General features: G+C 45.0%; 17 protein-coding genes and 2 tRNA genes. 9 read left to right on the top strand and 10 right to left on the bottom strand.

Going from position 1 to position 23,889, the window contains the following annotated elements; genetic code table 11:
* Window positions 1-60 precede the first annotated feature (60 nt).
* A complete protein-coding gene (locus tag DF182_RS21765; protein WP_113617905.1) occupies window positions 61-1,008 on the top strand; it encodes an arginase in 948 nt (315 codons plus the stop codon).
* On the opposite strand, the gene DF182_RS21760 is transcribed toward DF182_RS21765, so the two are convergent.
* Window positions 1,009-2,091: a DUF3810 domain-containing protein gene (locus DF182_RS21760; protein ID WP_113617904.1), complete on the bottom strand. Its 1,083-nt coding sequence runs from the start codon at window positions 2,089-2,091 to the stop codon at window positions 1,009-1,011.
* Window positions 2,092-2,105: 14 nt separating this feature from the next.
* Between DF182_RS21760 and DF182_RS21755 the strand changes: the two genes are divergently transcribed.
* Entirely contained in the window at window positions 2,106-2,984 is an 879-nt protein-coding gene (locus tag DF182_RS21755; RefSeq protein WP_113617903.1) for a fructosamine kinase family protein, read from the top strand.
* Here the strand turns inward: DF182_RS21755 and DF182_RS21750 are convergent.
* On the bottom strand, window positions 2,978-5,395 hold the full coding sequence (locus DF182_RS21750; RefSeq protein WP_113617902.1) for a PAS domain-containing hybrid sensor histidine kinase/response regulator: 2,418 nt from the start codon (window positions 5,393-5,395) through the stop codon (window positions 2,978-2,980). The two genes, DF182_RS21755 and DF182_RS21750, sit on opposite strands and share 7 nt — an antisense overlap.
* A gap of 251 nt (window positions 5,396-5,646) precedes the next feature.
* Here DF182_RS21750 and DF182_RS21745 point away from each other — a divergent pair, with 251 nt between their 5' ends.
* Genes DF182_RS21745 through plsX form a run of 3 tightly spaced genes read left to right on the top strand, consistent with a single transcriptional unit; the run spans window position 5,647 to window position 7,391 of the window.
* Window positions 5,647-6,189, top strand: a complete 543-nt coding sequence (locus DF182_RS21745; RefSeq protein ID WP_113617901.1) for a YceD family protein — start codon at window positions 5,647-5,649, stop codon at window positions 6,187-6,189.
* 12 nt (window positions 6,190-6,201) lie between these two features.
* On the top strand, window positions 6,202-6,396 hold the full coding sequence (rpmF, locus tag DF182_RS21740; protein ID WP_106528459.1) for a 50S ribosomal protein L32: 195 nt from the start codon (window positions 6,202-6,204) through the stop codon (window positions 6,394-6,396).
* Window positions 6,397-6,443: 47 nt separating this feature from the next.
* Entirely contained in the window at window positions 6,444-7,391 is a 948-nt protein-coding gene (gene plsX, locus DF182_RS21735) for a phosphate acyltransferase PlsX (protein WP_113617900.1), read from the top strand.
* Between the two features lie 149 nt (window positions 7,392-7,540).
* Here the strand turns inward: plsX and DF182_RS21730 are convergent, their stop codons facing one another.
* Together DF182_RS21730 and mazG are read right to left on the bottom strand one after the other, a co-directional pair.
* Complete coding sequence (locus DF182_RS21730) at window positions 7,541-11,347, bottom strand: sensor histidine kinase (RefSeq protein WP_113617899.1); 3,807 nt, start codon at window positions 11,345-11,347, stop codon at window positions 7,541-7,543.
* A gap of 286 nt (window positions 11,348-11,633) precedes the next feature.
* Window positions 11,634-12,401: a nucleoside triphosphate pyrophosphohydrolase gene (gene mazG / locus DF182_RS21725; protein ID WP_113617898.1), complete on the bottom strand. Its 768-nt coding sequence runs from the start codon at window positions 12,399-12,401 to the stop codon at window positions 11,634-11,636.
* Window positions 12,402-12,615: 214 nt separating this feature from the next.
* On the opposite strand from mazG, the gene DF182_RS21720 reads away from it, so the two are divergent.
* A complete protein-coding gene (locus tag DF182_RS21720) occupies window positions 12,616-14,910 on the top strand; it encodes a Tex family protein (RefSeq protein WP_113617897.1) in 2,295 nt (764 codons plus the stop codon).
* Between the two features lie 151 nt (window positions 14,911-15,061).
* On the opposite strand, the gene DF182_RS21715 is transcribed toward DF182_RS21720, so the two are convergent.
* The 3 genes from DF182_RS21715 to DF182_RS21705 all read right to left on the bottom strand — a co-directional run bounded on the left by DF182_RS21715 (window position 15,062) and on the right by DF182_RS21705 (window position 17,505).
* Window positions 15,062-15,610, bottom strand: a complete 549-nt coding sequence (locus tag DF182_RS21715) for a hypothetical protein (protein WP_211327183.1) — start codon at window positions 15,608-15,610, stop codon at window positions 15,062-15,064.
* Window positions 15,611-15,756: 146 nt separating this feature from the next.
* Window positions 15,757-16,536, bottom strand: coding sequence for an enoyl-CoA hydratase-related protein (locus tag DF182_RS21710; RefSeq protein ID WP_113617895.1), 780 nt, complete (start codon window positions 16,534-16,536; stop codon window positions 15,757-15,759).
* A 45-nt stretch (window positions 16,537-16,581) separates the two neighbouring features.
* Window positions 16,582-17,505: a DUF3667 domain-containing protein gene (locus DF182_RS21705; protein WP_161964212.1), complete on the bottom strand. Its 924-nt coding sequence runs from the start codon at window positions 17,503-17,505 to the stop codon at window positions 16,582-16,584.
* 149 nt (window positions 17,506-17,654) lie between these two features.
* On the opposite strand from DF182_RS21705, the gene DF182_RS21700 reads away from it, so the two are divergent.
* From DF182_RS21700 to DF182_RS21690, 3 genes are all read left to right on the top strand, one after another.
* Window positions 17,655-18,503 carry a hypothetical protein gene (locus tag DF182_RS21700; protein ID WP_113617893.1) on the top strand — a complete coding sequence of 283 codons (849 nt, stop codon included), beginning with the start codon at window positions 17,655-17,657 and terminating at the stop codon, window positions 18,501-18,503.
* A 148-nt stretch (window positions 18,504-18,651) separates the two neighbouring features.
* A tRNA-Gly gene (locus DF182_RS21695) sits at window positions 18,652-18,724 on the top strand.
* Window positions 18,725-18,740: 16 nt separating this feature from the next.
* Window positions 18,741-18,826: transfer RNA gene (locus DF182_RS21690), tRNA-Leu, on the top strand.
* Between the two features lie 121 nt (window positions 18,827-18,947).
* Here DF182_RS21690 and DF182_RS21685 read toward each other — a convergent pair.
* From DF182_RS21685 to DF182_RS21675, 3 genes are read right to left on the bottom strand one after another with little or no spacing between them, the layout of a single operon-like run.
* Window positions 18,948-19,952, bottom strand: coding sequence for a hypothetical protein (locus tag DF182_RS21685; RefSeq protein WP_211327182.1), 1,005 nt, complete (start codon window positions 19,950-19,952; stop codon window positions 18,948-18,950).
* Window positions 19,953-19,978: 26 nt separating this feature from the next.
* Entirely contained in the window at window positions 19,979-20,674 is a 696-nt protein-coding gene (locus DF182_RS21680) for a M48 family metallopeptidase (protein WP_113617892.1), read from the bottom strand.
* Entirely contained in the window at window positions 20,667-23,858 is a 3,192-nt protein-coding gene (locus DF182_RS21675; RefSeq protein ID WP_113617891.1) for a type I restriction endonuclease subunit R, read from the bottom strand. The genes DF182_RS21680 and DF182_RS21675 overlap by 8 nt, the downstream gene beginning before the upstream one ends.
* Between the last annotated feature and the right edge of the window lie 31 nt (window positions 23,859-23,889).

The following is a 23,889-nucleotide window of genomic DNA, read 5'->3' as shown; positions in this document are numbered from 1 at the left end:
CGGTCCTGCTGCTTTGGGGGTTCTCTTAAAATCCTGTAGCTTGCCGGTAATGAAAACTTTATGAAGAATATTAAAATAATAGAAGTCAAGTCGGAAATAGGGGCTGGTACCCGTGGCGCCAGCCTGGGCGTGGACGCGATCAAGATAGCTGCACTGGACTTCATGAGCAACTTTTTTGTACACTTCCCCACCGAAGCAATCGAAACGGAAAACAAATTACTGTTTGAACCCATTGAATCCCCTTATGCCAAGCGGATCAAAGGTACCGTCAATATGTATGAGCGTATCAGTAAAAGTGTTTGTGAAACGGTAAAGGCCAACTGGTTTCCGGTGGTCCTTTCCGGTGACCATAGCACTGCCGGCGCCACCATCGCCGGGCTGAAGATGGCGCACCCCAAGTCCAAGCTGGGTGTTATCTGGATTGATGCCCATGCCGACCTCCATACTCCTTACACCACCCCTTCCGGCAATATGCACGGGATGCCGCTGGCCACCGCGATTGCAGAGGACAACCTCGACTGCAAGGTGCATGACCTCGACGAACCAACCACAGGGATGTGGAATGCCCTTAAAAACATCGGAAAAATCGCCCCTAAGGTGTTACCCGAGGATATTGTGTTCATTTCCCTGCGGGATTATGAGAAGGAAGAAGACTACCTGATCAAGCAGTACGGCATGAAAGTGATCACCACCAACGAGGTACGCCGTAAAGGGCCTGAAAATATCTCCCGATCGGTGTTCCGCTACCTGAGTGATTGTGATTATATCTATGTGTCTTTTGATGTGGACAGTCTGGACGCTTCCATTTCCAAGGGTACGGGCACGCCGGTAAGCAATGGCTTAAGGGAACGCGAGGCCGAAGACCTGATTGCCAAATTCATGCAGCACCGCAAGATCTGCTGTTTTGAGATCACAGAGGTAAACCCTACACTGGACCGGGAAAATCTGATGGCGGAGATAGCCTTCAACATCCTGCAGCGCAGTGTGAACGTACTGATGATGAACTGATTACCGGATTTTAAACCAGGCAATGAGCCAGCCGGTCACTTCGCTGTAGCTGCGTATTCCTTTGTCCTGTTTATTAGCCTTCAGATATTTGTCGTATAGGATGGTAGAGTAATCTTCCACTTTACCGGTATACTGCTCATAGAATTTAACGATGTTCTTATAGTCGGCTTTTACGCCAGGCATGGCCCGGTGCCATACTTCTTTTGCCATGGCAGTATCTCTGACGGCCAGCTGTTTAACGCTATAAAGGAACATATCGAAGTTGGCCGAATAACGGAAATGGCTATCCGATGAACTGGTGGCAGCCAGGTATCCTACGAAATTAGCATCTTCTTCGGGAGCATATCCCAGCTGGTGGGCTATTTCATGGCAGGTGATGATAGGCAGCAGTACAGATGGAGTGGTGGTGTTTACCTGAGCTTCTCCGGAGAAGGGGTTGAGGTAGCCTGTCACCCCGGGATAGTTGAGCCATTCGCCGAACATGGCGGGCTTTACACTAGGTGATTTATAACGGAAGGCAGGCCATTGACCTGCGGCAGTAGTATACGCCATCACCGCTTTTTTAAAGACGGGCACTGTAGTATCGGGTAGTGTAATGCCCAATGTATCTCCCAGTTTAAGCTTTTCCGCATTGGTCAGTTTCAGCAGGGTATCCGACAACTGGTACAGCTGTTGGGTGTTATAGGCGCCGGTAATGATGCCCGTATCGTGCAGGAGGGTGTTACGTTCATAATTGAAGCCCCACAAGATAAGAAAAGCCAGGTAAAGCTTCAGTATAAAATGAATGCCACGCAGCACCAGCAAGCCGGAAGCACCCCATTGCATCCGGATAAGTTTATAACATAGTTTTAACAGAAAAAATATGGCGGTTCCGATCCAGGCTATATATATTACGTCCCCAACACTAAATGGTACTATACCTGTTAACTGACGAAATGCCCTACTACTCCAGATATACCACCTATGGAAGTAGCAATCACTGAAGTGATGGCTCCAGGCGAACAATCCCTTTAACAACAGTATAACCGCAAGTGTTAATACAATACGAACGATCTTCTTTTTAATTTTGGCACTCGTTTCCATATAAGCGGCGAAACATGATAGATGAAATTTTACAACGGCAACTCAGCACGGCCCTATCCGAGCAACTAAAGGTGAAAATACATATTAATGACGCAAAAAGTGTACACGGCGGTGATATTAATCAAACATTTCGTATAGCCACCAACGAAGGGTATTTTTTCCTGAAACTGAATGATGCCAAACGTTACCCTGAAATGTTTGCCGCAGAATATGCCGGCCTGGAGGCGCTGTATGCTACGCATGCGCTGGCAGTGCCGCAGCCATTGGCTTATGGCTCCTGTAATGGTCAGACCTACCTGTTGATGGAGCATCTGATCAAAGGGGTGGCCATACAGGATTTCTGGGAAGATTTTGGGGCCTCGCTGGCACAGCTGCACAAGAAAACACAGCCACATTTTGGTTATGCGGCGCCAAATTATATTGGAACTTTAAAACAATACAATACACCTTATACCAACTGGCCGGTGTTTTATGCCTTCAACCGGTTGTTGCCGCTGGCGAAGATAGCCTATGACCAGCAGATCATTGACCAGAACATGATGTATCAGATGGAGCGTTTATGCAAACGGTTGCCACAGCTGTTTCCGGCAGATGCACCGGCATTGTTGCATGGGGATTTGTGGTCGGGGAATTTTATGGTTGGGCAGGATGGTAAGGTATGTGTATTTGACCCTGCTATATACTACGGGCACCGGGAGATGGACCTGGCGATGACACGTTTGTTTGGAGGCTTTGATACCCGGTTTTATTATGCTTACCAGGCAGCCTGGCCGCTGTCGCCGGGATGGCAACAGCGGATAGGGGTTTGCCAGTTATATCCGTTGCTGGTACATACGTTGTTGTTTGGCGGAAACTATTACAACAGCATCAAGGAGATACTGCAGGCTTATTGATGAGCGGCCGAGTTGATGAATTCCCGCATGCGGGCATATTCTTCATCTACGATCGGATAGTATTTTTCCACGTCCCCTACTACTTCGCGGAAGAGCTGTGTGGCCTCTTCGGGATGCTGAGGTTCGCCGGTGCGGAGGTTATTTTCGAGTTCCTGCATTTTGGCGCTGATCCAGGTGAGGCCCACCATAGCGAAATTAGGTTTGAGTTTATGGACCTGGAATTTGGCTTTTTCCCAGTCATCCTTCTCCACCATATTTTCCAGCTTCTGCATTTCGTCTTTAATCGTTCGTATAAAAATTTCAAACAGGTCAGCCGCATAGGAGATATTATTCTCATAGAGGGCTGTAAGATACCTGACATCCAGTTCCCCATGGAACTCAAATCCGCTGATGTTCTGCACTTCTTCTTCCATTATTAGTTCTGTTTCTTCTTCGTTGAGATATTTATTAAAGATCTGCCATAGCTGATCGGGTGTGTATGGCTTGATCAGAATATCGGTTATTCCGGCGGCTCTGACGGTGGCGGCAGTGTTTTCCATCGCTACAGCGGTAGTGGCAATTACTGGAGTAGCCACATTCGGTTGATTTTCATCTGCTCTGATTTCCTGTGTCAGTTCCAGTCCGTTCATACCAGGTATACGGATATCCATGAGAACAAGGTCGTATTGCCGGGCGTTGAGGAACCATTTCGCATCGGGTCCATTGGTGGCCAGCTGGTAGTTGATTTTATATTTTTCCAGGAGGCTCATGATATAACGCAGGTTCATCGGATTATCTTCCACCACGAGGACCCTTGCATCTTCAAAGGTACGTTGTTTCAGCTTTTTACCAGGTTTTGTTCCTGCTGCTGAAATTGGTTTCCTACTATCCATAAACGGCAGGTTAAAGGAGAAACAGGTACTATATCCCGGATAGTCTTCCACTTCAATGGATCCGCCAAGCAGTTCCACCAGCTGTTTTACGATGGCGAGGCCCAGGCCGGTGCCGCCATAGTTTTCGCGGATGTCTCCTTCTGCCTGTTTATAGTTACGGAAAATCAGTTCCAGTTTATCTTTTTTGATGCCAATACCGGTATCGCAGACACGGAACCTTACCCATAACTTATTATCCAGCCAGCTTTCCTGGGTGGCTTTAATGGCTATTTCCCCTTCTTTGGTGAATTTTTCCGCATTACCTAACAAATTGATGAGTATTTGGTTCAATAACACGTCATCACCAATCAGCCAGGTGTTAAGATTGGCATCGAGTTCGGTGTTGATGATAATGGGCCGGCGGCCCAGTTTCAGCTCAAAGGTATGGCGGAGTGACTGAATTATTTCGCGGGGGTTAAATTCCCGTTGGTTGACCTGCAGTTCACCGGCTTCGATGCGGGAGATATCGAGGATATCGCTGACGATGCCGAGGAGGATGCCAGAGGAATGTTTGAGGATGTTGACATATTCTTTTTGCTGCGGGTCGAGGTTTGTTTCCTCGAGGAGGTGAGCCATTCCGATGATGGCATTGAGGGGAGTGCGTATTTCGTGGCTCATGCTGGCCAGGAAGTCTTTCTGGGCATGGCGGGCTTCTTCGGCGTGGCGGCGGGCTTCTTCCAGTTCCTGCTGGAGGCGTTTCTGGCCAGTAATGTCCATGTGGATACCGGCGCCGCCGGTGATTTTACCGTTTCGGTCGTAGACATTGGCGGAGCTGGCGAGAACCCATCTGCGGGAGCCGTCTTTGAGCATGATTTCCATGTCATAGAGCAGGGGAACGTTTTCGGAGAGGCGTTTCCTGCGGAGGGCATGGGCAAATTTTTTATTTTCTTCCGGCACAAATACTTCCGTGATATTTTTGCCGATCAGCTCTTCTTCTGCATAACCTGACAGGCGGCAGAAACTTTCGTATACGCGGGTGATATTGCCTTTCAGGTCGGTTTCGCACATGGCCGCGTTGAGATTATTGAGCATCACCCTGAATTTGTGCTCATTCCGCTTGATTTCTTCCTGTACGTGGTGTTTGCGGGTGATATTGACTACCTGCCAGATGCTGCCGATGAAGTTTTGTTTATCGAAGACGGGCATGTAGGTAACTTCCAGGATCATACCGTTTTCGAGGATTACTTCCCAGCCGAAAAAGGGCTTTTTTTCCTGGCGGAGGATATTCACTCTTTCCTCAAAAGCCTGTACGTTGGAGATGAGAGGCCGGAAGCAGCTGATGAGTTCATCGAAAGCTGCATTTTCCGGGAAAGGTCCGGGCAGATGTTGCAGAAAAATCTCGTTGGCCCATTGCCATTGGAATTTTTCATCGGTCACGAGGATACCGGCATTGGTATGCCGGAGCCAGGCAATGATGGGTAGCGAGAATATGCCAGGCTCGCCCGCAGTGCCGGTTTCTGTTGACAGGATTTTCCGTGCATTCTTTCCTTTGGATGTCATTTTTTATGGTGGCCAGGGGAGTTCAGGTTTTCAATTTTCGTTGTATTGCTAAAAACAGGTATGAGATGAAGGTTGAAATCCTTACCTTTGCGGCTCACTCCTGTTGACATGCAACAGCAATATGGATGATATTCGATTATATAAATATATATAATTTGATTATCGATGGTGAACAAATTTATGAAATTTTTGCAATTGCAAATATTTAATTACCTTTGCATCCCTCTAAAAGTGAGGACATTGATATTGATATGAAACCACTCCGCGAATTTGATATAGCCTTTGTTGGATTAAAACCAGGGGTGCATTCATTTCACTATGAGATCGGAGAAAGTTTCTTTGAGCATTATGAAGGGGAGAGAGATTTCAGCAATTGTAAGGCGACAGTAAATCTGACGCTGGATAAGAAGACTAACTTCTTTTTGCTGAAGTTTGAGATTGGAGGCACGGTAACAGTGACCTGTGACCGTTGCGGAGAGCCCTTTGAGCTGCAGCTATGGGATGATTTTAACCAGATTGTGAAACTGGTGGACAATCCTGATGAGCTAGCCAGCGAAGATGCTGACCCGGATGTATCTTATATTTCCAAGACAGAGAGCCACCTTCATGTGGCGGATTGGATTTATGAGTTCATTCTGCTGAGCATTCCGATGCAACGCATACATCCCAATACTGCCGATGGCAAAAGCGGATGTGATCCCAAAGTGATTGAAATGCTGGAACGTATGAACCAGCAGGCTAAAGAAAAAGATAACCCAATCTGGAAAGGGTTGGATAAATTTAAGGACAATTAAAAATTAAATAAAATGCCAAATCCTAAACGCAGACATTCTCAGCAAAGATCAGCAAAGAGAAGAACGCATTATAAGGCGGTAGCGGATACATTAAGCACAGACAGCGCAACCGGAGAAGTGCACCTGAGACACCGTGCTCATTGGGTAGAAAACAAACTGTACTACAAAGGAAAAGTAGTATTGGAAAAACAGAGCAGCGCTAAATAATAAATTTTACTAATTTTACCCGAGCTAACAAGACAAACTTGAGTTACATGAGAATCGGGCTTGATATGATGGGTGGCGACTTCGCCCCCGCAGAAGCAGTAAAAGGAGTAAAATTATATTTAGACGCCGTTGCATCTGATGCGCATCTGGTGCTAATAGGGGACGAGTCACAACTGGCCCCTTTATTAGCGGATGCACAGTTGGACCAATCAAAATATTCAGTTGTTCATTCATCCCAAGTAATTGGGATGGATGAACACCCTACCAGGGCACTGAAAGAGAAGCCACACTCATCCATCTCTATCGGCTTTCATTTACTGAAAAATGAGAAAATAGATGCTTTTATCAGCGCAGGTAACACCGGCGCCATGATGGTAGGCACCTTTTATTCCATTAAAGCCATAGACGGTGTGCAACGTCCTACTATTTCTACTCTGGTCCCCCGTGAAAACGGTTCACAAGGATTACTACTGGACGTAGGTATCAATGCCGACTGCAAACCTGAAAACCTGGTACAATTTGCCATCCTCGGCTCCCTCTATTCCAAGCACATACTGAAGATTGATAATCCGAAAGTAGGATTGCTGAATATCGGCGAAGAAGAAGGCAAAGGTAACCTCCTTGCCCAGGCAACTTACCCGCTGTTAAAAGAAAACAAACTCATCAACTTCATTGGCAACATCGAAGGAAGAGATCTCTTCTCTGGAAAAGCGGATGTAATGGTCTGTGAAGGCTTCACCGGCAACATCGTACTGAAGCTGGCTGAATCGTTCTATGATATTTCCGTTAGACGCAATATCCAGGATGACTATCTGAAACAGTTTGACTCAGAATCATACGGCGGAACTCCCGTACTGGGCGTATCCAAACCGGTGATTATTGGTCATGGTATCTCCAAGGGCCTCGCCTTTCAAAACATGATCCTGCTGGCACAACAAATGATTGAAAGCAAATTGCTGGAAGAAATCAAAGAAAGCTTCCACAGCAATAGCTAAATGAAAAGATATTTTTAAAAGCCGTCTCCTTCCCGGAGACGGCTTTTTTATGTCTGGTATTGAATAAGTGGATTAATGTCAGATTTCCCTGCAAATCAATGCCCCATTGATACGGTTCCTATCAATGGGGCATATGACAAAAAATATCCCTACTCCTGATAAAGGGGTAGTTTCACATAAAAAGTAGTGCCTTCGTTGAGCTTTGTTTCAAACCAGATCTCCCCTCTTGTCTGTTCAGCAATATTTTTACACATCGCCAGCCCCAGCCCGGTACCAGATGACTTGGTGGTAAAATTGGGCACAAAGATCCTGGACTGCACTTCCGGTGAGATCCCTCCCCCATTATCGGCCACACTGACAATTACATAGCGGTCTGCCGTTTCCTGCAGGCGTATGACGATATGCCCGGTGGTTTCTTCCGGAATAGCCTGGATGGCATTGAGCAACAGGTTGGTAAACAGCCGGTTCATCTGTGTTTTGTCGGCAAATATATACAACGGGCGTCCCGGCTCTATATATTCGATATCACAGTCTTCCTGCGTCTGATACAGACTGGAGAGGGAAGACAACACTTCATTAAGCAACACCACTTCATTATTGGATTCTCCAATGCGGGCAAAGGCAGAAAAGTCTGACGCGATATTGGACAGGTGCTCAATCTGTTCCACCAGCGTACGGGCCACATTGGTAGACAGGTCTTTCACATTGGGTGAATCACTGGCGATAGCCCGCTGCAGGTACTGGATACTGAGCTTCATGGGTGTCAGCGGGTTTTTGATTTCGTGGGCCACCTGCCGGGCCATCTCCCTCCAGGCTCCTTCACGTTCGCTCTTGGCCAGCCTGGCCGCACTCACCTCCAGTTTACGAACCATCTTATTGTATTCTTTTACCAGCGCACCAATCTCATCATCTTTATCCCATTCTATCTCATCATTACGCTGTCCGAGGTTCACGTGCCGCAGCTTTTCCGTTACCAGAGAGAAAGACCGGGTAATAGAATTGGTGATCAGCAACGCTACCATACCTGCAATGAGGAAGATAAACGCGTTGAAATTGATCAATGCCACAAGGAAGTTGGAAATCTGCTGGTTACGTTCCGTTTGTGTGGCAAAATAAGGCACATTGAGGTAGGCCATCACATCGCCGGAACGATTGCGGAGCGGCATATAACCAGACAGGAAAGGCATACTGCCTATCTTTTCTGTCTGGATAAACTGAATGTGCTGCTGCCGGGATATCTCGTAATAGGCCAGTGGCTCCATTTTACCGGAGATCAGCCCTTTCTCCGTCATCAGCGGCTGGGTGGTAAGCCGCAGGTTACCATCAGCATCGTATACATTGATATCGAGTGCCCGCTCATTGGCGATATTACCCAGGGCGGAGGTCAACTTCTCCTTAAACACCGGATCATACATGTTATCTATCTCGTCCATATCCCGCTGATTGAGGAAAATCGTTTCCACATCAGTAGCCACCTCTCCCATCGTCTTGCTCAGTTTCTCCCTGTTCTGCGCCTCTGAACGCCAGATAAAGAACATGGTAGTCGTAATACCCAATATCACAAATGAAAACACCACTACAAAGATGATCGTACCATGTACTTTTTTGCGGATACTGATATTGATCAGCGCCTTGACATTGCTGAGCCTCATCCTTGCCTTGATCAGCAGATCGAAAGCCTTGTATACCACAATGATCAACAGGAAGAGACAGAACATATACGCAAACAGTGTGATGAACTCTACAAAGGTGCGGCTCTGTTTCACCACAATCACCACCTTTTCGGGAGAAGCTCTGTATATCATTTCAGAATGCCCGTTTACATCCCTGATAGTCAGTTCCCCGGGAGGCACATCCCCCGGATACAGGCGGATAGGGAACGGATAATCACTATAATGACTGACCAGTATCCCCTTGTCATAGATGGCATATGAGTAGTTGCCCGAAGATTCCCTGTTATGGTCGTACAAATCACCTTCCACCAGCAGCTCGGGGTATAACCTCTCAGTGCTGAAGGTTTTGGGCTTCACCACATATATCAATACGCCGGTACCGGAATGGTCCAGCGGATTGTGGAATTCCTTTTTACCGATATAGTTGTAATCATTGAAACTGGGCTCGTAATAATAAAGATCATTGGTATTGGCATCCGAAGGTGAGACTTCCGATTCATAGAACATCCGGCGGTGGAACGAAGTGAGACTGGTAGTATCACCGGAATAGATGGGTTGTCCGTTTTCATCAAAAGGATAAAACGATACATCAAAGCGGCTCAGGTAACCCTGGAAATAATTTTGTAACAACACTTCCTCCATCCTGGATTTGGACTGCTTATGTCCTTTATCCAGGAAGAAATACTGCATGTATTCGTCGTTTTCAATTTTTTTACCTACATCATTGAGCAGCATTTCCAGGTATGGATCCCGCTGCTTGGAGAGGTCGGCAGCCAGTTTTTCACGGACAGCCAGCTCTTTCTGGTCATTAAAATACACCAGGGCACCGGAGGTGGTGATTGTGAGCAGGAACAGCCAGAAGAGGAAAGGCACTGTGGCCATACTGCTTTCAAATCTGTCTGCCAGGAAATCGAGCAGCACAATGTATAACAGGAGCCAGATGACCATCCCTACCGCGAAAGGCAACTCAGGGCTATGCATACGCCACAGCTGCCAGATAATACCGATGGCGGCCAGCCAGATGTATTTGGTCCGGTACTGGAAATTGGTCAGCTCATTAAGCAGATAGTTGATGATCTGAGAGAAAAATAAAAAGCTGAAGGAGATAAAACCCAGTACGATAAACCCGATCAGACTGTATTCTGTGAGACTGAAAGGATTGGTGACATCAAAAGATATCCTGGAGTCTATCACTAGGCTCTGGATAAGATCTGCCAGAAACTGCTCCACCATGTACAACAGAAGACTGGCAAAGATGATAACAATGCTTTGCAGCCAGCGTTTACGGATAACCGGCAGGTTGATGGTTTTCACGTGTTCCCGGAAAAACACGATCATCCAGAATGTGAGCAGTACGTTGAGTAAAAGGTCACCCAGCGAATAAAAGATTTCATCTTTCGCATAGATGGCCGGATCAAAGATATTGAGTGCCCGCAGATTGAACGGGAAAGGATAAGCGTAACTCAGCACACGCAACCCAAACACCATCAGGAAAAGAAACACAAACCCATACAGCGGATTGGTGGTTTTAGCCAGCAACGTAGCAAAGAGGTTAAAGAAAATCAGCACACAGATGCATCCCAATACCCGTAACAACACGCTGAGTGTATTAGGAGGCTGAGCACGGATACTTTTATTGTAGTCAAGGAAAAACAAAGTCTGATCATTACTGCTTTTGACCGGGAGGATGGTATGGTCGGGCAGTATAAGGCCAGGAAGATCCATATGGATGGAATATTCCGGCCCCAGCTCTGACTTGTTGTAAAAGTGACTGATGAGGAAACTGTTGCGGATAGCGTATTCCATGCGCACAGGGATCGTAGCCACAATAAAATGCTGGTGATTGCCGGAGGTTTTCAGCTGGCGGGTAATGACTTCGTAGTAGCCGTTTTTCAGTTTCAGGAACTGCGTACCAGGCTTGAGCACATCATGAAGATCTTCAGGCTCTACCTGGCTGGTACTCCAGAAAGTAAGCCAGGAACCCTGTGCACTGGAGTCATAGGCGAAGACTTCATAATCGCGCTGCCTCAGTTTGTCCAGTGTCTTTTCATCATAGGTACGCTGAAAAAGGCTGCTGATCATAGTAGTATCCTGCAGGAGCCTATCGAATGATTGCTCCCTTTTCTGCAGACTTTTCTCGATACTTCTCTTCACACCCTGCGGAGAAGAATAGTAAGCCCAGTAGTTACTGAACAGAAACGCAAAAGTAAACAGCCATGCCGCTATAATCAGGAGATAGCCATGCCGGAGGAAAAAAAGACGTATTTCTTTTATATCAATCAAAACGAAATTTATTTGTCCCAGGGCTGAAGCCCTGGGCTATATTTGTTTTATGTTTTAGACGGAGGCTTAGGAGCTTTAGGTGCTGAGCTATAAGCTGAAGTCTCTTTTTTGTTTTTGGACGGAGGTTGGAGCCCTGGTTTTTCTTGTTTTGTGCACTGAGCGAAAGCTGAAGCCTTCGTTTTGTGTATGGAGCGAAAACTGAAGCCCTGTTTTGTGCCCTTGGACTAGTTTTCCAAAACCATGGCTGGAATCTATTATAGCTCAGGGCTTCAGCCCTGGGGCTAAATTAAATTTCCATGGCTTTCACCTTATTCCAGAGTGTATCCATTTCCGTTAGATTCATATCATTGAGGTGGCGGCCCTGTTCGAGGGCGAGGGCTTCCATTTGCTGGAAGCGGCGCTGGAATTTTTTGTTGGTACGTTCCAGGGCATTTTCCGCGTCGATGTTGATGAAGCGGGAATAGTTGACCAGGGAGAAAAGTACATCACCGAATTCGGCTTCCATTTCGTCCTGGTTGCCGGTGTTGACCACTTCTTCGAGTTCTCCTACTTCTTCTTTTACCTTATCCCATACCTGGGTGGTATTGTCCCATTCGAAGCCTGTTTGTTTGGCTTTTTCCTGGAGGCGCATGGCTTTTACCAGGGCAGGCAGTGAAACGGGGACTCCGCTGAGGACGGATTTTTTACCTTCCTTCAGTTTTAGTTTTTCCCAGTTTTGTTTTACCTGTTCTTCATCTTCCACTTTCACATCTCCATAAATATGCGGGTGTCTGGCGATCAGTTTATCACATACGCCGTTGATCACATCGTTGATATCGAATTGTTGTTTTTCAGAAGCTATTTTAGCGTAGAAGACGATATGCAGGAGGATATCGCCCAGTTCTTCGCGGATGGACTTCCAGTCTTCATCTGTGATGGCATCTGCCAGCTCATAGGTTTCTTCAATGGTCAGTTGCCGCAGTGTCTGGATGGTTTGTTTGCGGTCCCAGGGACATTTTTCCCTTAAATCGTCCATGATCTGTAACAATCTGTTGAATGTAGCTGTCTTTTCCATAACCGTAAAAATACACAGAGATTTTGTCATTTGGGCATTTTGAAAAGGGTAGCTTAAAGGGGGTAAAATAGCTTTCTGTTTAAATGGCTTTTTAATTACATTTGCGAGCTGTAAAAATTCAGCGATTTTAATATTTGATAATTGGTTTCCTGCCGGTTTTCAGTAAGGGCAAATAATCAGGCATCAACATAAGAAAATCCCAAAATGTATTGATATGAATCCGAAACACATTACGCTTATTTCATCCGAACTGAGTATATCCGCCAAACAGGCAGAGAATACAATGAACCTGTTGGCCGAAGGCTCCACGGTACCATTTATCAGCCGTTACCGTAAGGAAGTGACGGGAAGTCTGGATGAAGTACAGATTGGTCGCATTGAAGACCTTCAGAAGCGTTACAAGGAAGTGGACGACCGTCGTGAGTTTATCATCAAAACCATTACGGAGCAGGAGAAAATGACCCCTGAGCTGCTGGAGAAGCTGGAATCCACCTGGGTGCTGGCAGAGCTGGAAGACATTTATCTTCCCTACAAACCCAAGCGCAAAACCCGTGCGACCATTGCTATTGAGAAAGGGCTGGAGCCGCTGGCCAAGCTGCTGTTTGACCAGCAGGATGGCGATATCAGTGCTGCAGAGACCTTTATCACTGAGCTGGTAGCCACTTCCGAAGAAGCCCTGAAAGGCGCCCGCGACATCATTGCAGAATGGATCAATGAAAATGCGGAATGCCGTGACAAACTGCGTAAATTATTTACCCATACCGGCAAGCTGACCTCCAAAGTAGCAGAAGGCAAAGAAGAGGAAGGCAACAAATACAAGGATTATTTTGAGTTTACAGAAGACCTCCGCGAAGTGCCGTCACACCGTGTGCTGGCCATTCTGCGTGCAGAGTCTGAAGGTATATTGTTCAGCACCATTGCACCTGAAGAGGAAGAAGCGATGGGCATTATCGACAAACAGTTTGTTACCGGCAGAGGTGCTGCTTCCGAGCAGGTAGCCAAAGCTGGCGCCGACGCCTACAAACGTCTGCTGCGCCCTTCTCTGGAAAATGAATTCAGATCCGTAGCCAAAGATAAAGCTGACGGTGAAGCGATTGACGTGTTTGCTGAAAACCTGCGTCAGCTGTTGCTGGCAGCACCACTGGGACCTAAGGCTGTAATCGCCATCGACCCGGGTTACCGTACCGGCTGTAAAGTGGTAGCACTTGACAACCAGGGTAACATGCTGGACCACGACGTGATTTTCCCGCTGGAGAAAAATTATAAAAAAGATGATGCGGAAGCCCTGCTGAAAAAATGGGCAGACCGTTATGATACCGCTGCCATTGCCGTAGGTAATGGTACTGCCGGCCGTGAAACTGAAGAGTTTGTCAAAAAAATCGACTTCGGCAAAAAGATCAATGTGTTTATGGTGAATGAAAGCGGCGCCTCTGTATACTCCGCTTCCGAAGTAGCCCGTGAAGAGTTCCCTGACCAGGATGTTACCGTTCGTGGTGCTGTATCTATCGGCCGCAGGCTGATTGATCCGCTGGCAGAACTGGTAAAAATCGATCCTAAATCCATCGGTGTAGGACAGTATCAGCACGACGTAAACCAGTCATCCCTGAAGCAGAGCCTGGACCGTGTAGTAGTTAGCTGCGTAAACAACGTAGGTGTAAACCTCAACACCGCCTCCAAACACCTGCTGGCATATGTTTCCGGCCTTGGCCCTTCTCTCGCAGAAAATATCGTAAAATACCGCAAGGAAAACGGCGCCTTCAGCAACCGTACGCAGCTGAAGAAAGTACACCGCCTCGGCGATAAAGCCTTTGAACAGTGCGCAGGCTTCCTTCGCATTGAAAACGGTGACAACCCGCTCGATAACTCCGCCGTACACCCTGAACGCTACAAACTCGTGGAAGAAATGGCTGCCAAACAAAACTGTAGCATACAGGAACTGATTGGCCAGGAGGACCTGCGTAAAAAGATCAATCCTAAAGATTTTATACGGGAAGATGCCGGTATGCTCACGATTGAAGATATCCTGAAAGAGCTGGCTAAACCTAGTCGCGACCCACGCGATGAAATCGCTATCTTCGAATATGCAGAAGGTATCCACAAAATTGAAGACCTCAAATCCGGTATGGTACTGCCCGGCGTAGTAACCAATATCACCGCATTTGGCGCTTTCGTAGATATCGGCGTAAAACAGGATGGTCTGGTACATATCTCTCATATGTCCAATAAATTCATCAGCAACCCGAATGAGGCTGTGAAGCTGAACCAGAAAGTTCAGGTAACCGTACTGGAAGTAGATATCGCCCGCAAGCGTATTTCCCTCTCCATGAAAGATCAGGAGAAAGGCGGCAGCAGCCAGCAGCAAGGTCCGCGCAAAGAACGCAGAGACACCCCTGCCGGTAATGCCGGTAAAGGAAACAGAGATAACAGCCGTGGCAAAGAAAACAAAGAAGCCCCGCTGAATGATTTCCAGGCTAAGCTGGCAGCGTTAAAAAACAAATTCGACCGCTAATGCATTTTGATATTGCTGGATATGATGTGCGGAGATAAAAGCAGAGATCAGTTTTAAATGATAAAAGAGAATCCCCCATTGGTTTAATATCAATGGGGGATTCTCTTTTATCATTTAATATTTTTTCTTCCACTCATCATATCCAGCAATATCAAAATGCATCAGCGTTCCGGTTCAGCCATTGCAGGAATTTCTCCGGATAATCAGTATCCTTTTTTTCGCTGAAGAGCATGCGTTTTTTATTGACGGAGAAACCGATGTAGATGATGTCCCGTTCCATATCTATGGCGATGGCGGCTTCGTCTGAGCCGGAGCCGGAAGGCATATAACCTTCGTTGAATAGTATCTTGTTTTCCACTTCGATGGGTGGGGTTATTTTAAACCGTTCCATAAAGACCTTACGGGATTTGCCCAGGAGCGTTTCCAAGCGGGACTTCAGTGGTTCTCTGTCCAGCAGGGCAACTTCGACAGCATAGCGCCCGTTGTATTTTTCAAAGGCATTCCAGGAGGCGATATGGTCGGCCTGGATAGTATCTCCATTGACGATCATGGTATCGATCGGTGGTGGTGAAACATCATCCGCCAGTACGATAGCCCTGACCTCCTGTGCGGGCCCGTTGCAGGCAACAATGCATATGCCTGTCAGCATAGCCGCTACAGGCAATAACTTTAAAGTCATGGTTAAATTTTTAATCTTCATAGTAAAGGGTTTACAAAAGCCGGCAAGTACCACTACCCTGCCATACGGCTGCTATTAAACATGTTTGATAGCCAATGTCTCCGGTTAACAAATCAAATAATAAAAATGTTTAATGGTTTTTCAGTATTACTGTTATAATGTTTGCATTATTTTCCTTTGAAGCTGGGAGTTCTTTTTTCCATAAAGGCCTGCATACCTTCTTTCTGGTCTTCCGAAGCGAAGAGGAGGTAGAAGTTTTTCCTTTCGAAATGGAGGCCTTCATCGAGGGTAGTATCAAAGGCTTTGAGGACGGCCTCTTTAGCCATTTTCACTGCCAGTGGTGCCATGGTTGCTATTTCCTGGGCCAGTTTGATTGCTTCCTGGAGGAATAGTTCCACCGGTACGATACGATTGATCAGGCCGGCCTGGAGGGCTTCCTGGGCGGTAATAAAACGGCCGGTGAGCACCATTTCCATGGCAAGGGCTTTTCCGACTGCACGGGTAAGGCGTTGCGTGCCGCCAGCTCCGGGCATCACGCCCAGTTTGATTTCCGGCTGACCGAAACGGGCTGTTTCACTGGCTACCACCATATCACAGAGCATCATCAGTTCGCAGCCACCGCCGAGGGCAAAGCCACTGACAGCTGCGATGATGGGCTTCTTCGTTTTTTTGATGGTATCCCAGGTACTGAACTGGTCAGTGTTGTACATATCCATGGCTGATTTCTCGGCCATCTGTTTGATATCAGCGCCTGCGGCGAAAGCTTTTTCATTACCGCTGATCACGATGACCCTTACCTGGTCGTCGGCATCGAGGAGTTTGAGCGCATCGCGCAACTCTCCCATCAGCTGGAGATTGAGGGCATTCAGTTCTTTAGGCCTGTTTAACTGGATGTGGGCTACATGGGGCGCCACCTGGGGGTGTATGATGATAAATTCCGGTTGCATCACTAAAGTTAAAGAAATAAGGTAATATTTTGATTTTTCACTTTATCAATAGAATGACAGGACTCCCACTACAAACAGCACAAACACAGTTACACAGACGAACAGATAGGTAATAGACAGCAAGCTTGCTTTTATAAAGGACTTCCAGAATGACTGCTTATAAGCGTTTCTAAGGCCGAGCACCAGGTATCCGAAGGCGCCCCAGTATGCCAGGTCCAGCGGTGTCTGACTCCGGAAAAAATACCGCAGCACCAGGCCCACAAAAAGAATGATGAATAAAAATGAATGAAAATGAATAGTGAAGATAGCATGGTCTGCGTAAACCATTTTACTCCTGCGGTGGCTCCATTTCATCAGCAGTGCAAACAGCGGCAGCAGGATGAACATCACCTTTGGCAGGTTATGGCTAAACATCTCTTTCAACACTTCCTTTGCTTCCTTTTTGTTTTCCCTGAGTTTTGCCATACCACGCTGCATGCGGCCATCCATGCCGGTATTGCGTTTATTTTCGGGCAGGGCAGCCTGTATAGAATCATATTCCGCAACGCTTTTATACTCCGAGTCCAGACCATTTACGTTGATATTAGTCAGACCTGATGATTCCATCTCTGCCTGTCTATTGACAGCATGTCTATTTTTTTCATGATCAGGCCCATTGGCGAGGGTGAAGAAAAAGAAGAAAAATACAAAAGACACGAAGACATATAGTTTGATCGGATTGACATACATGACTCTTCTGCCGGCCCAGTATTCTTTAGAGAGTAAGCCGGGGCGGGTAGCCAGGTATTTAAGTGTCAGCAGGAGCTGGGAGTCGTAGTGAAATATGTCAGCAACAAAGTGTCCTACCAGGTGGCCAAAGGTTTCGTGTTGTACAGTATTTTCCTGTCCACAGCGGGAGCAGAAACGTTCAGGGACCTCACTGCCGCAATTAAGACAGTGGTTATCTTTACGTAAGGGTTGTGTTTTCAAAGCGATTTAGCAGGTTGACAGGTGAAATTCGGGGGCCAAGATAAATAATAATCATTATGTCTGTTATAGGGTAAAAAAATTTTAATATGAATTTTGCGTTTTACATTTGTCGAAATTGTCACCATTAAAAATCATCGATTTTTACATTCATGAAGAAAACGATCCTATTGGCACTAGGTGTGCTGGCATTGAGCACTAAAGCCTATACACAATATTATTTTCAGGACATCTACAATACAGAGCAGACCAACGCCACGCTGGCCATGCTTAAAACCCATAAGGTGAAAACCCAGCGGGTGATGACCCTTGACGCCAATATGGAAATAGATCGTGACTTCCGTTGTGAACGCAGCCTGACGCCTACCTATCAGCAGATGAAATCACAGACACAGTCCAGCGCCACCGGTTATTCGTCTATGACATCCTCCTTCTCTTCCAAAGGACAACTGACCAAAACCGTGGATAGCTCCAGCGCCAGTATCACTACCACCCTTTACCGCTATGATGCGCAGGGACGGTTAGTATCTGTCAGCAGCAACTCCATAGCCCTCGCCAGCAAAATACGTTTTGATGAAAGCCGTAGCTACACCTATGATGCTTCCGGCCATCTGCATCAGATGATCCAGAAAAAAAGTACCAATACCGATTCAGCCCTCGTCACCTTCAAGACCGACAGCGCCGGTCATGTTACAGAAGAACTGGAACAAAAGAAAGGTACCCCCTCCAAACGCACCTACTACAACTACGATAAAAACGGCCGGTTGACAGATGTATACCGTTATCAGCCTGCGAAGAAACGTATGTTGCCGGACTATATCTTTGAATACAATACCCAGGGACAGGTGGCTAAGATGACAACCGTGAACGCACAAACGTCTTCCTACACCATCTGGCAGTACGAATACCAGCCCAGCGGACTACCCTCCAAGGAAACCTGCTATGGTAAAGGAAAAGAGTTAATGGGCATGGTAAAATACATCTATGAACAGAACCCTTAGTTGCAGTTAAAAATTCTGAAATACATAAAATATTTTGTCTCAGCGCTAAAAAAATTTTGCAACTTCAAAAAGATTGCTATCTTTGCAATCCCAACGAAAAAAGCACAGTGCTGAAAACGTTGAAAAAGTTCTTATATTTAAAACATCAGCGGAAGTAGCTCATTTGGTAGAGCACGACCTTGCCAAGGTCGGGGTGGCCGGTTCGAGCCCGGTCTTCCGCTCGATTATTCCCTACAAACCCTGGTGGTGGAATTGGTAGACACGCGGGACTTAAAATCCCGTTCGCAGCAATGCGAGTGTGGGTTCAACTCCCATCTGGGGTACTTTAAACCGTCGCGACTATTTGAAAGACAATAGCTTAGCGACGGTTTTTTTATGTCCTGAAGTTTCGGGAATCAGGTTACATATCCCTTGATATGTTTCAGAGCAGGCAATTAGCAACAACTAGTTGCCCGATATATTCTCATCAAAAGGTTTATCCAACGGTATATTCTTTTCCTTACAATATGCTGTAGATTCTGTTTCAGATATAAAGAAAGGATCACAGAAGTTAATCAGCTCTTTATCCAACGCGGAAATATACCTGGCATCTGCTGTAATATATTTTTCTACTTGCTCCACGAAGCGCTCAAAATCAGGATTGATCTTACAAAGCTTATCAATGGTAATAAAATCAAGCTCCTTATACTGAGCGGGAAGCACTATTTCACTCTCAAAAGGATTGCTGCCTAAGCGGATTATCCCGATCCCAAAAGCCTGATTCAAACGTTTAACTTCATCCATCAGGGCATCACTCAATTCAAATGTAACGAGGTAACCATAGTTAGCCCAACTTGAATTAGACACTGCCTGAAAAAAGCACTTTTTAAGTTCGTAATCTGTTTTAATTTCTTTTTTTATTTCATATGCCATCAGCTCAAAGGTGCCGAGCCTGTTAATTGCTTTCAAAAATGCCAGGCTTGTTTGCGTATGCAAATTCAGAAACCTTATCCCAATCATATCAGGATGTATCCATTTCTGGTGATTATCCTTTGAGTTTGATTGTTCATGAAAAATAGTCTTTGCATATACTCGCGTAGAATTAAGAAAGCTACTTAGTAGTTTATGTAGACTTCTTTCTTCAAATCCCTGGATGCCGGCTGTAACAGGAGAGGAAGTAACTTCTTCCATATTATCTACAGCGGCTAATGCTTCCATGCTAATGTCACTTTCATACTTCGCAAGGAAATAAGTGTAGTTTCCACCTTTCTGCGGAATTCTTTTTACCCTGGAATCCCGATTGCGGATAAAATTTCCAAGCAAAGCAGAAACTGTGGACGCTGGTGTTTTGGCATCCTTAAAATCATAATAATTATTATCCTTAATCCTCTTATAAACCTGCATGTAAGTAGCAGGCGTCTTAATTTCCTCAAGAGAAGTTATAATGGCGTCATTTAAAGTCATTCCCATAGGAAACAGTGATGCTGGTTAAACAATTATAAAAATTTCCAATTGGATAGTTTGTGATCTAATGTTTTATAGTCTGGCAGATATTTTCTTACTTCTCTCCAAAATACATTAGAATGATTTTTCACCTTAGTATGACAAAGTTCATGAATCAATATGTAATCTATTAATGCAAAAGGCAACTTCACAATATCAAAGTTGATAGTCAGATTATTCTTATGAGAACAGCTTCCCCATCTTGATGTCATTTTTCTAAACTGTACTGTTTCATAGATCAACAATGTTCTGCGGCAAAGAGCAGATAAACGAGGAAGTATTTTTTCTCTTGCTTTAATCTTGTAAAATTCATCAAATGCTTTTAAAATATCAGCTTGTACATCCCCTTCTGGATGTATATAAATAAGAAACTTAGCATAGGTAAAAGTCAAGATGGGCTTTACTACCGATTCACTATAAACTACCTCAACGTAAAATGTTTTCCCCAAATATGGCATTCGAGAGCCCGTTACTATGACATCCTGTTTGTTTATACTTACTACTTCCAGTTTTTCGGTAATCCATTTTCCTTTTTGAACAATTAATTTTGCAGATTCAATCTCACCGATGTTCTTTCCTTTGAGAACGACCCCCTTCTTATTGTCAACAGAAAGATAGTGCCTTTCCAAGCCTGGCGCCTCCTCAAGTGAATAATAAATGGTGGTATTCCCGTATTGTGCTTTAGGCATCTTTGTTTTTTATGAGAAGATTCACAATCACGGCAGCTTTATCTTTAGCTTCGCTCCGATCAAATTTCTCACGCAAAATTACGGCAATCTTCTTCTCCATATCATCCTGAACAGTTGATTTTATTTCCCAATCAACTATTTTAAGCTCTCCAGCAACTACATCAAAAATCCTGCGGGTTACGGATGAAGATTGACCATCATAGTGAAGTTTTATCAAACTATAAACTGCCACCTCCATAGAGGAGAAGAAACCATGATCTCTGCTGTCCTTCTTTTCATTGGCAATGCTATCTTGAATATCTTCATAGGCTTTCAGCAAATCCAACTGGGTAATACGCTGTGTTTCCCGCTGTTTTAGTAACTCCTCCAACCTATCCGCCAATGGCTTAAAGAAAGCAGGATTTCGATCCATCCCCACCTTAATTTCATGCTTCAGATTATTCCTGATCTTTAATTCCCTGGTACCCATAGAAGCGTTCTTCAATTCCAGTTGAAATTTATCCTTGTCCAAGATTGATACGGGCTCCTCCAGCAAATGATTTACTCCCGAAGCGATCAAATGAGCATCTATTAAATCCTGTAACATTTTACTTTCATCCTTGCTAATCCCCAATCCATCATCGTCCCTATAGGTATTTCTGGCTTGTAACCGAATTTCATTGAACAGATCGAAATCCTTCTTGAACTTCATTGCTGCTACCTTCGGCAATAAAATGGCAATACTCTTGTTAAATTTTTTCAGCAATTCCTTAAATGTATCCCGACGATCCAGAGGCTCAATAAACTGAATGGCTTTATCAATATAGGTATCCCGCTCGTAGAACCGATCAATACCCGTGGGTTTAAAAAATTCTACCAATTTTGTATGATGCATTTCCAGCCAGGGAATTTCCTCACTCAAATTCTTAAGTATCTCATCCGGCTTAACGTCGCCTCCATAGATTTCAATAGCCTGGACCAAATAATCCGTAATGCCATAATAATCTACGATATAACCAGCCAGCTTACCATTTCGGGCGCGATTAACCCTTGCAATTGCCTGAAGCAGGGTATGTTCCTTCAATGGCTTATCCAAATACATACACGAAGCTATTGGGGCATCAAATCCTGTCAATAGCATATCCGATACAATCAAAAAAGCGGTATTGTCATACTTTTTCTTACCACTTTTCTCTGTAACATTTTCATTCCCAAATGGAAGCTTATAATTATCTGTAACCTGTTTTACTGCATCCGGATCTGTATAAATATTTTCCTTGAGATCTAATGGATGCTTTTTATTCCAATCTACTATTTCGTAATAATCCGCCGCAATTTCATCACTTTTGGCGTTACCCATGCTGATGATAAGCTTCGATTCAAAGTCATGATATCCTTCATTTTTTAGCTGTAACATGATTCTTTGATACTTCACCGCGGCCTCCCTTCCATCACATACGATCATTGCTTTATGGCCATCAGGGTATATTTTCCCCCGATAGTGATCCACCAAATGCTTACAAATCGCCGTAATCCTTTCTGTAGATAATTCGTATTTATTTAACGCCTCTCGCTTCAGTTTTTCCCTTTTATCTTCATCCAGGTGACCAAATTGTTTGTCAAACTCCTCATCAAGTTCTTTTTTCCTCACCTCCAACAACGCAATACCCTGATCGTATAACAGGTCAACTGTGGCACCGTCTTCCTTGCTTTCCATCAGCGTATATACATCCAGGTAATCATTGCCATAAAACTCTGCCAATGTGGATTTGTCGTCTTTGGAAATTGGGGTACCGGTGAAGGCTATAAATTTAGCTTTAGGCATCACTGTTCGCATAAAAGCCGCCAAAAATCCATATTGGCTTCTATGCGCTTCGTCTACCATTACATATAAATTCTCTTTCTCACTTAGTTCCTGTAAAACGACTTCTTCTCTACCTATTTCTATCCATTTGCCATCAATGTTACTTTTTGTCACCTTTGTCAAAACTCCATCTTTGATATGACGCTCCGTCTTAAAGCGATTACCATCCTCTTGTTCTGAGATTTTATCTTCTTCTTTCGCCTGCTCTTCATTCTCCTGGAACTTCTGGATGGTAGTCGTAATAATCCCTCCATAGTCATTTCTGAGTAATCTGTCCAGGTTCTTCACCGAAGTTGCCTGCATCACATTTTTATACCCTACCGCCCGGAATGTTCCGGTAATCTGGGTATCCAGATCATTACGATCTGTCATGATCAATACCGTAGGATTATTAAATCCGTACTCAGGCGCCTGGAGCTTACGGGTTAAGTATACCATTGTTATACTCTTTCCACTACCCTGTGTATGCCATATCACCCCACCCTTATCTTCCCGTTGTAGTTTTTCTATTGCTTTGTTTACCGACCTGATTTGCTGATACCGCGGGAGCTTCTTTACCACTCTTCCTTCCTCCAATTCAAATAATACAAAATGCCGGATGATATCAAGAAAAAGAGCCGGTTCGAAAAGATAATACAGTAGCGTGTCCTGTGCAGTGGTTTCCCTCCCGACCAATGCATTCAACACTGTTGTATCTTTCGACTTGTAATTGGAATAGAATGCCTGGGGAGAATTAATTGCACCATACTTTCCACCTACTTTCCAGATAGCGGCGCAAATCTGATTATAATAAAACAATCTCTCAGAGTTTTTCTGGTAAAAAATAAGGTCATTATAACCGTTATCCCAAGCATCTTTAGTATTAGGGGACTTGCATTCAATCACTGCCAGCGGAATACCGTTTACATATAATACAAGGTCCGGTACTGAATTACGGGCTTTACCAGTGAACTTCATCTGGCTCACCACTATAAACTCATTCAACCCTATATTCTCCGGTGCATAATCAATATATCTGACTCCTACATACTCCTCCTTCCCATTGATCACTTGTGGGAGGGTCAGCTCAGCCCGGCTGATTAATTCCCAACTTTTCTGATTAGCATCCATAAGCGAACTGCCAGTAATACTGCTTATTGCATCTACAGCTTTGGAAATATTAAGCTCATCAAGATCAGGATTAATTCTTTGTAGTGCTGCTTTTAGTCTATTTATTAAGAGGAGATTGGTGGAATTCATTTCCTCTTTTATTTCCGCTGCAGACATCAGGTGATAGCCTAATGTCTGCAGTAGTTCTATGGCAGGTAGTTCGCTATAGTGGAATTCAGGGGAGTTACTCATGGAATCGGGTTTAGATGGACGGTAATTGATT

The organism is Chitinophaga flava, from assembly GCF_003308995.1.
Lineage (GTDB): Bacteria > Bacteroidota > Bacteroidia > Chitinophagales > Chitinophagaceae > Chitinophaga > Chitinophaga flava.
The sequence above is the reverse complement of the archived record's forward strand: the minus strand, read 5'-3'. Positions and strand labels throughout refer to the sequence as shown.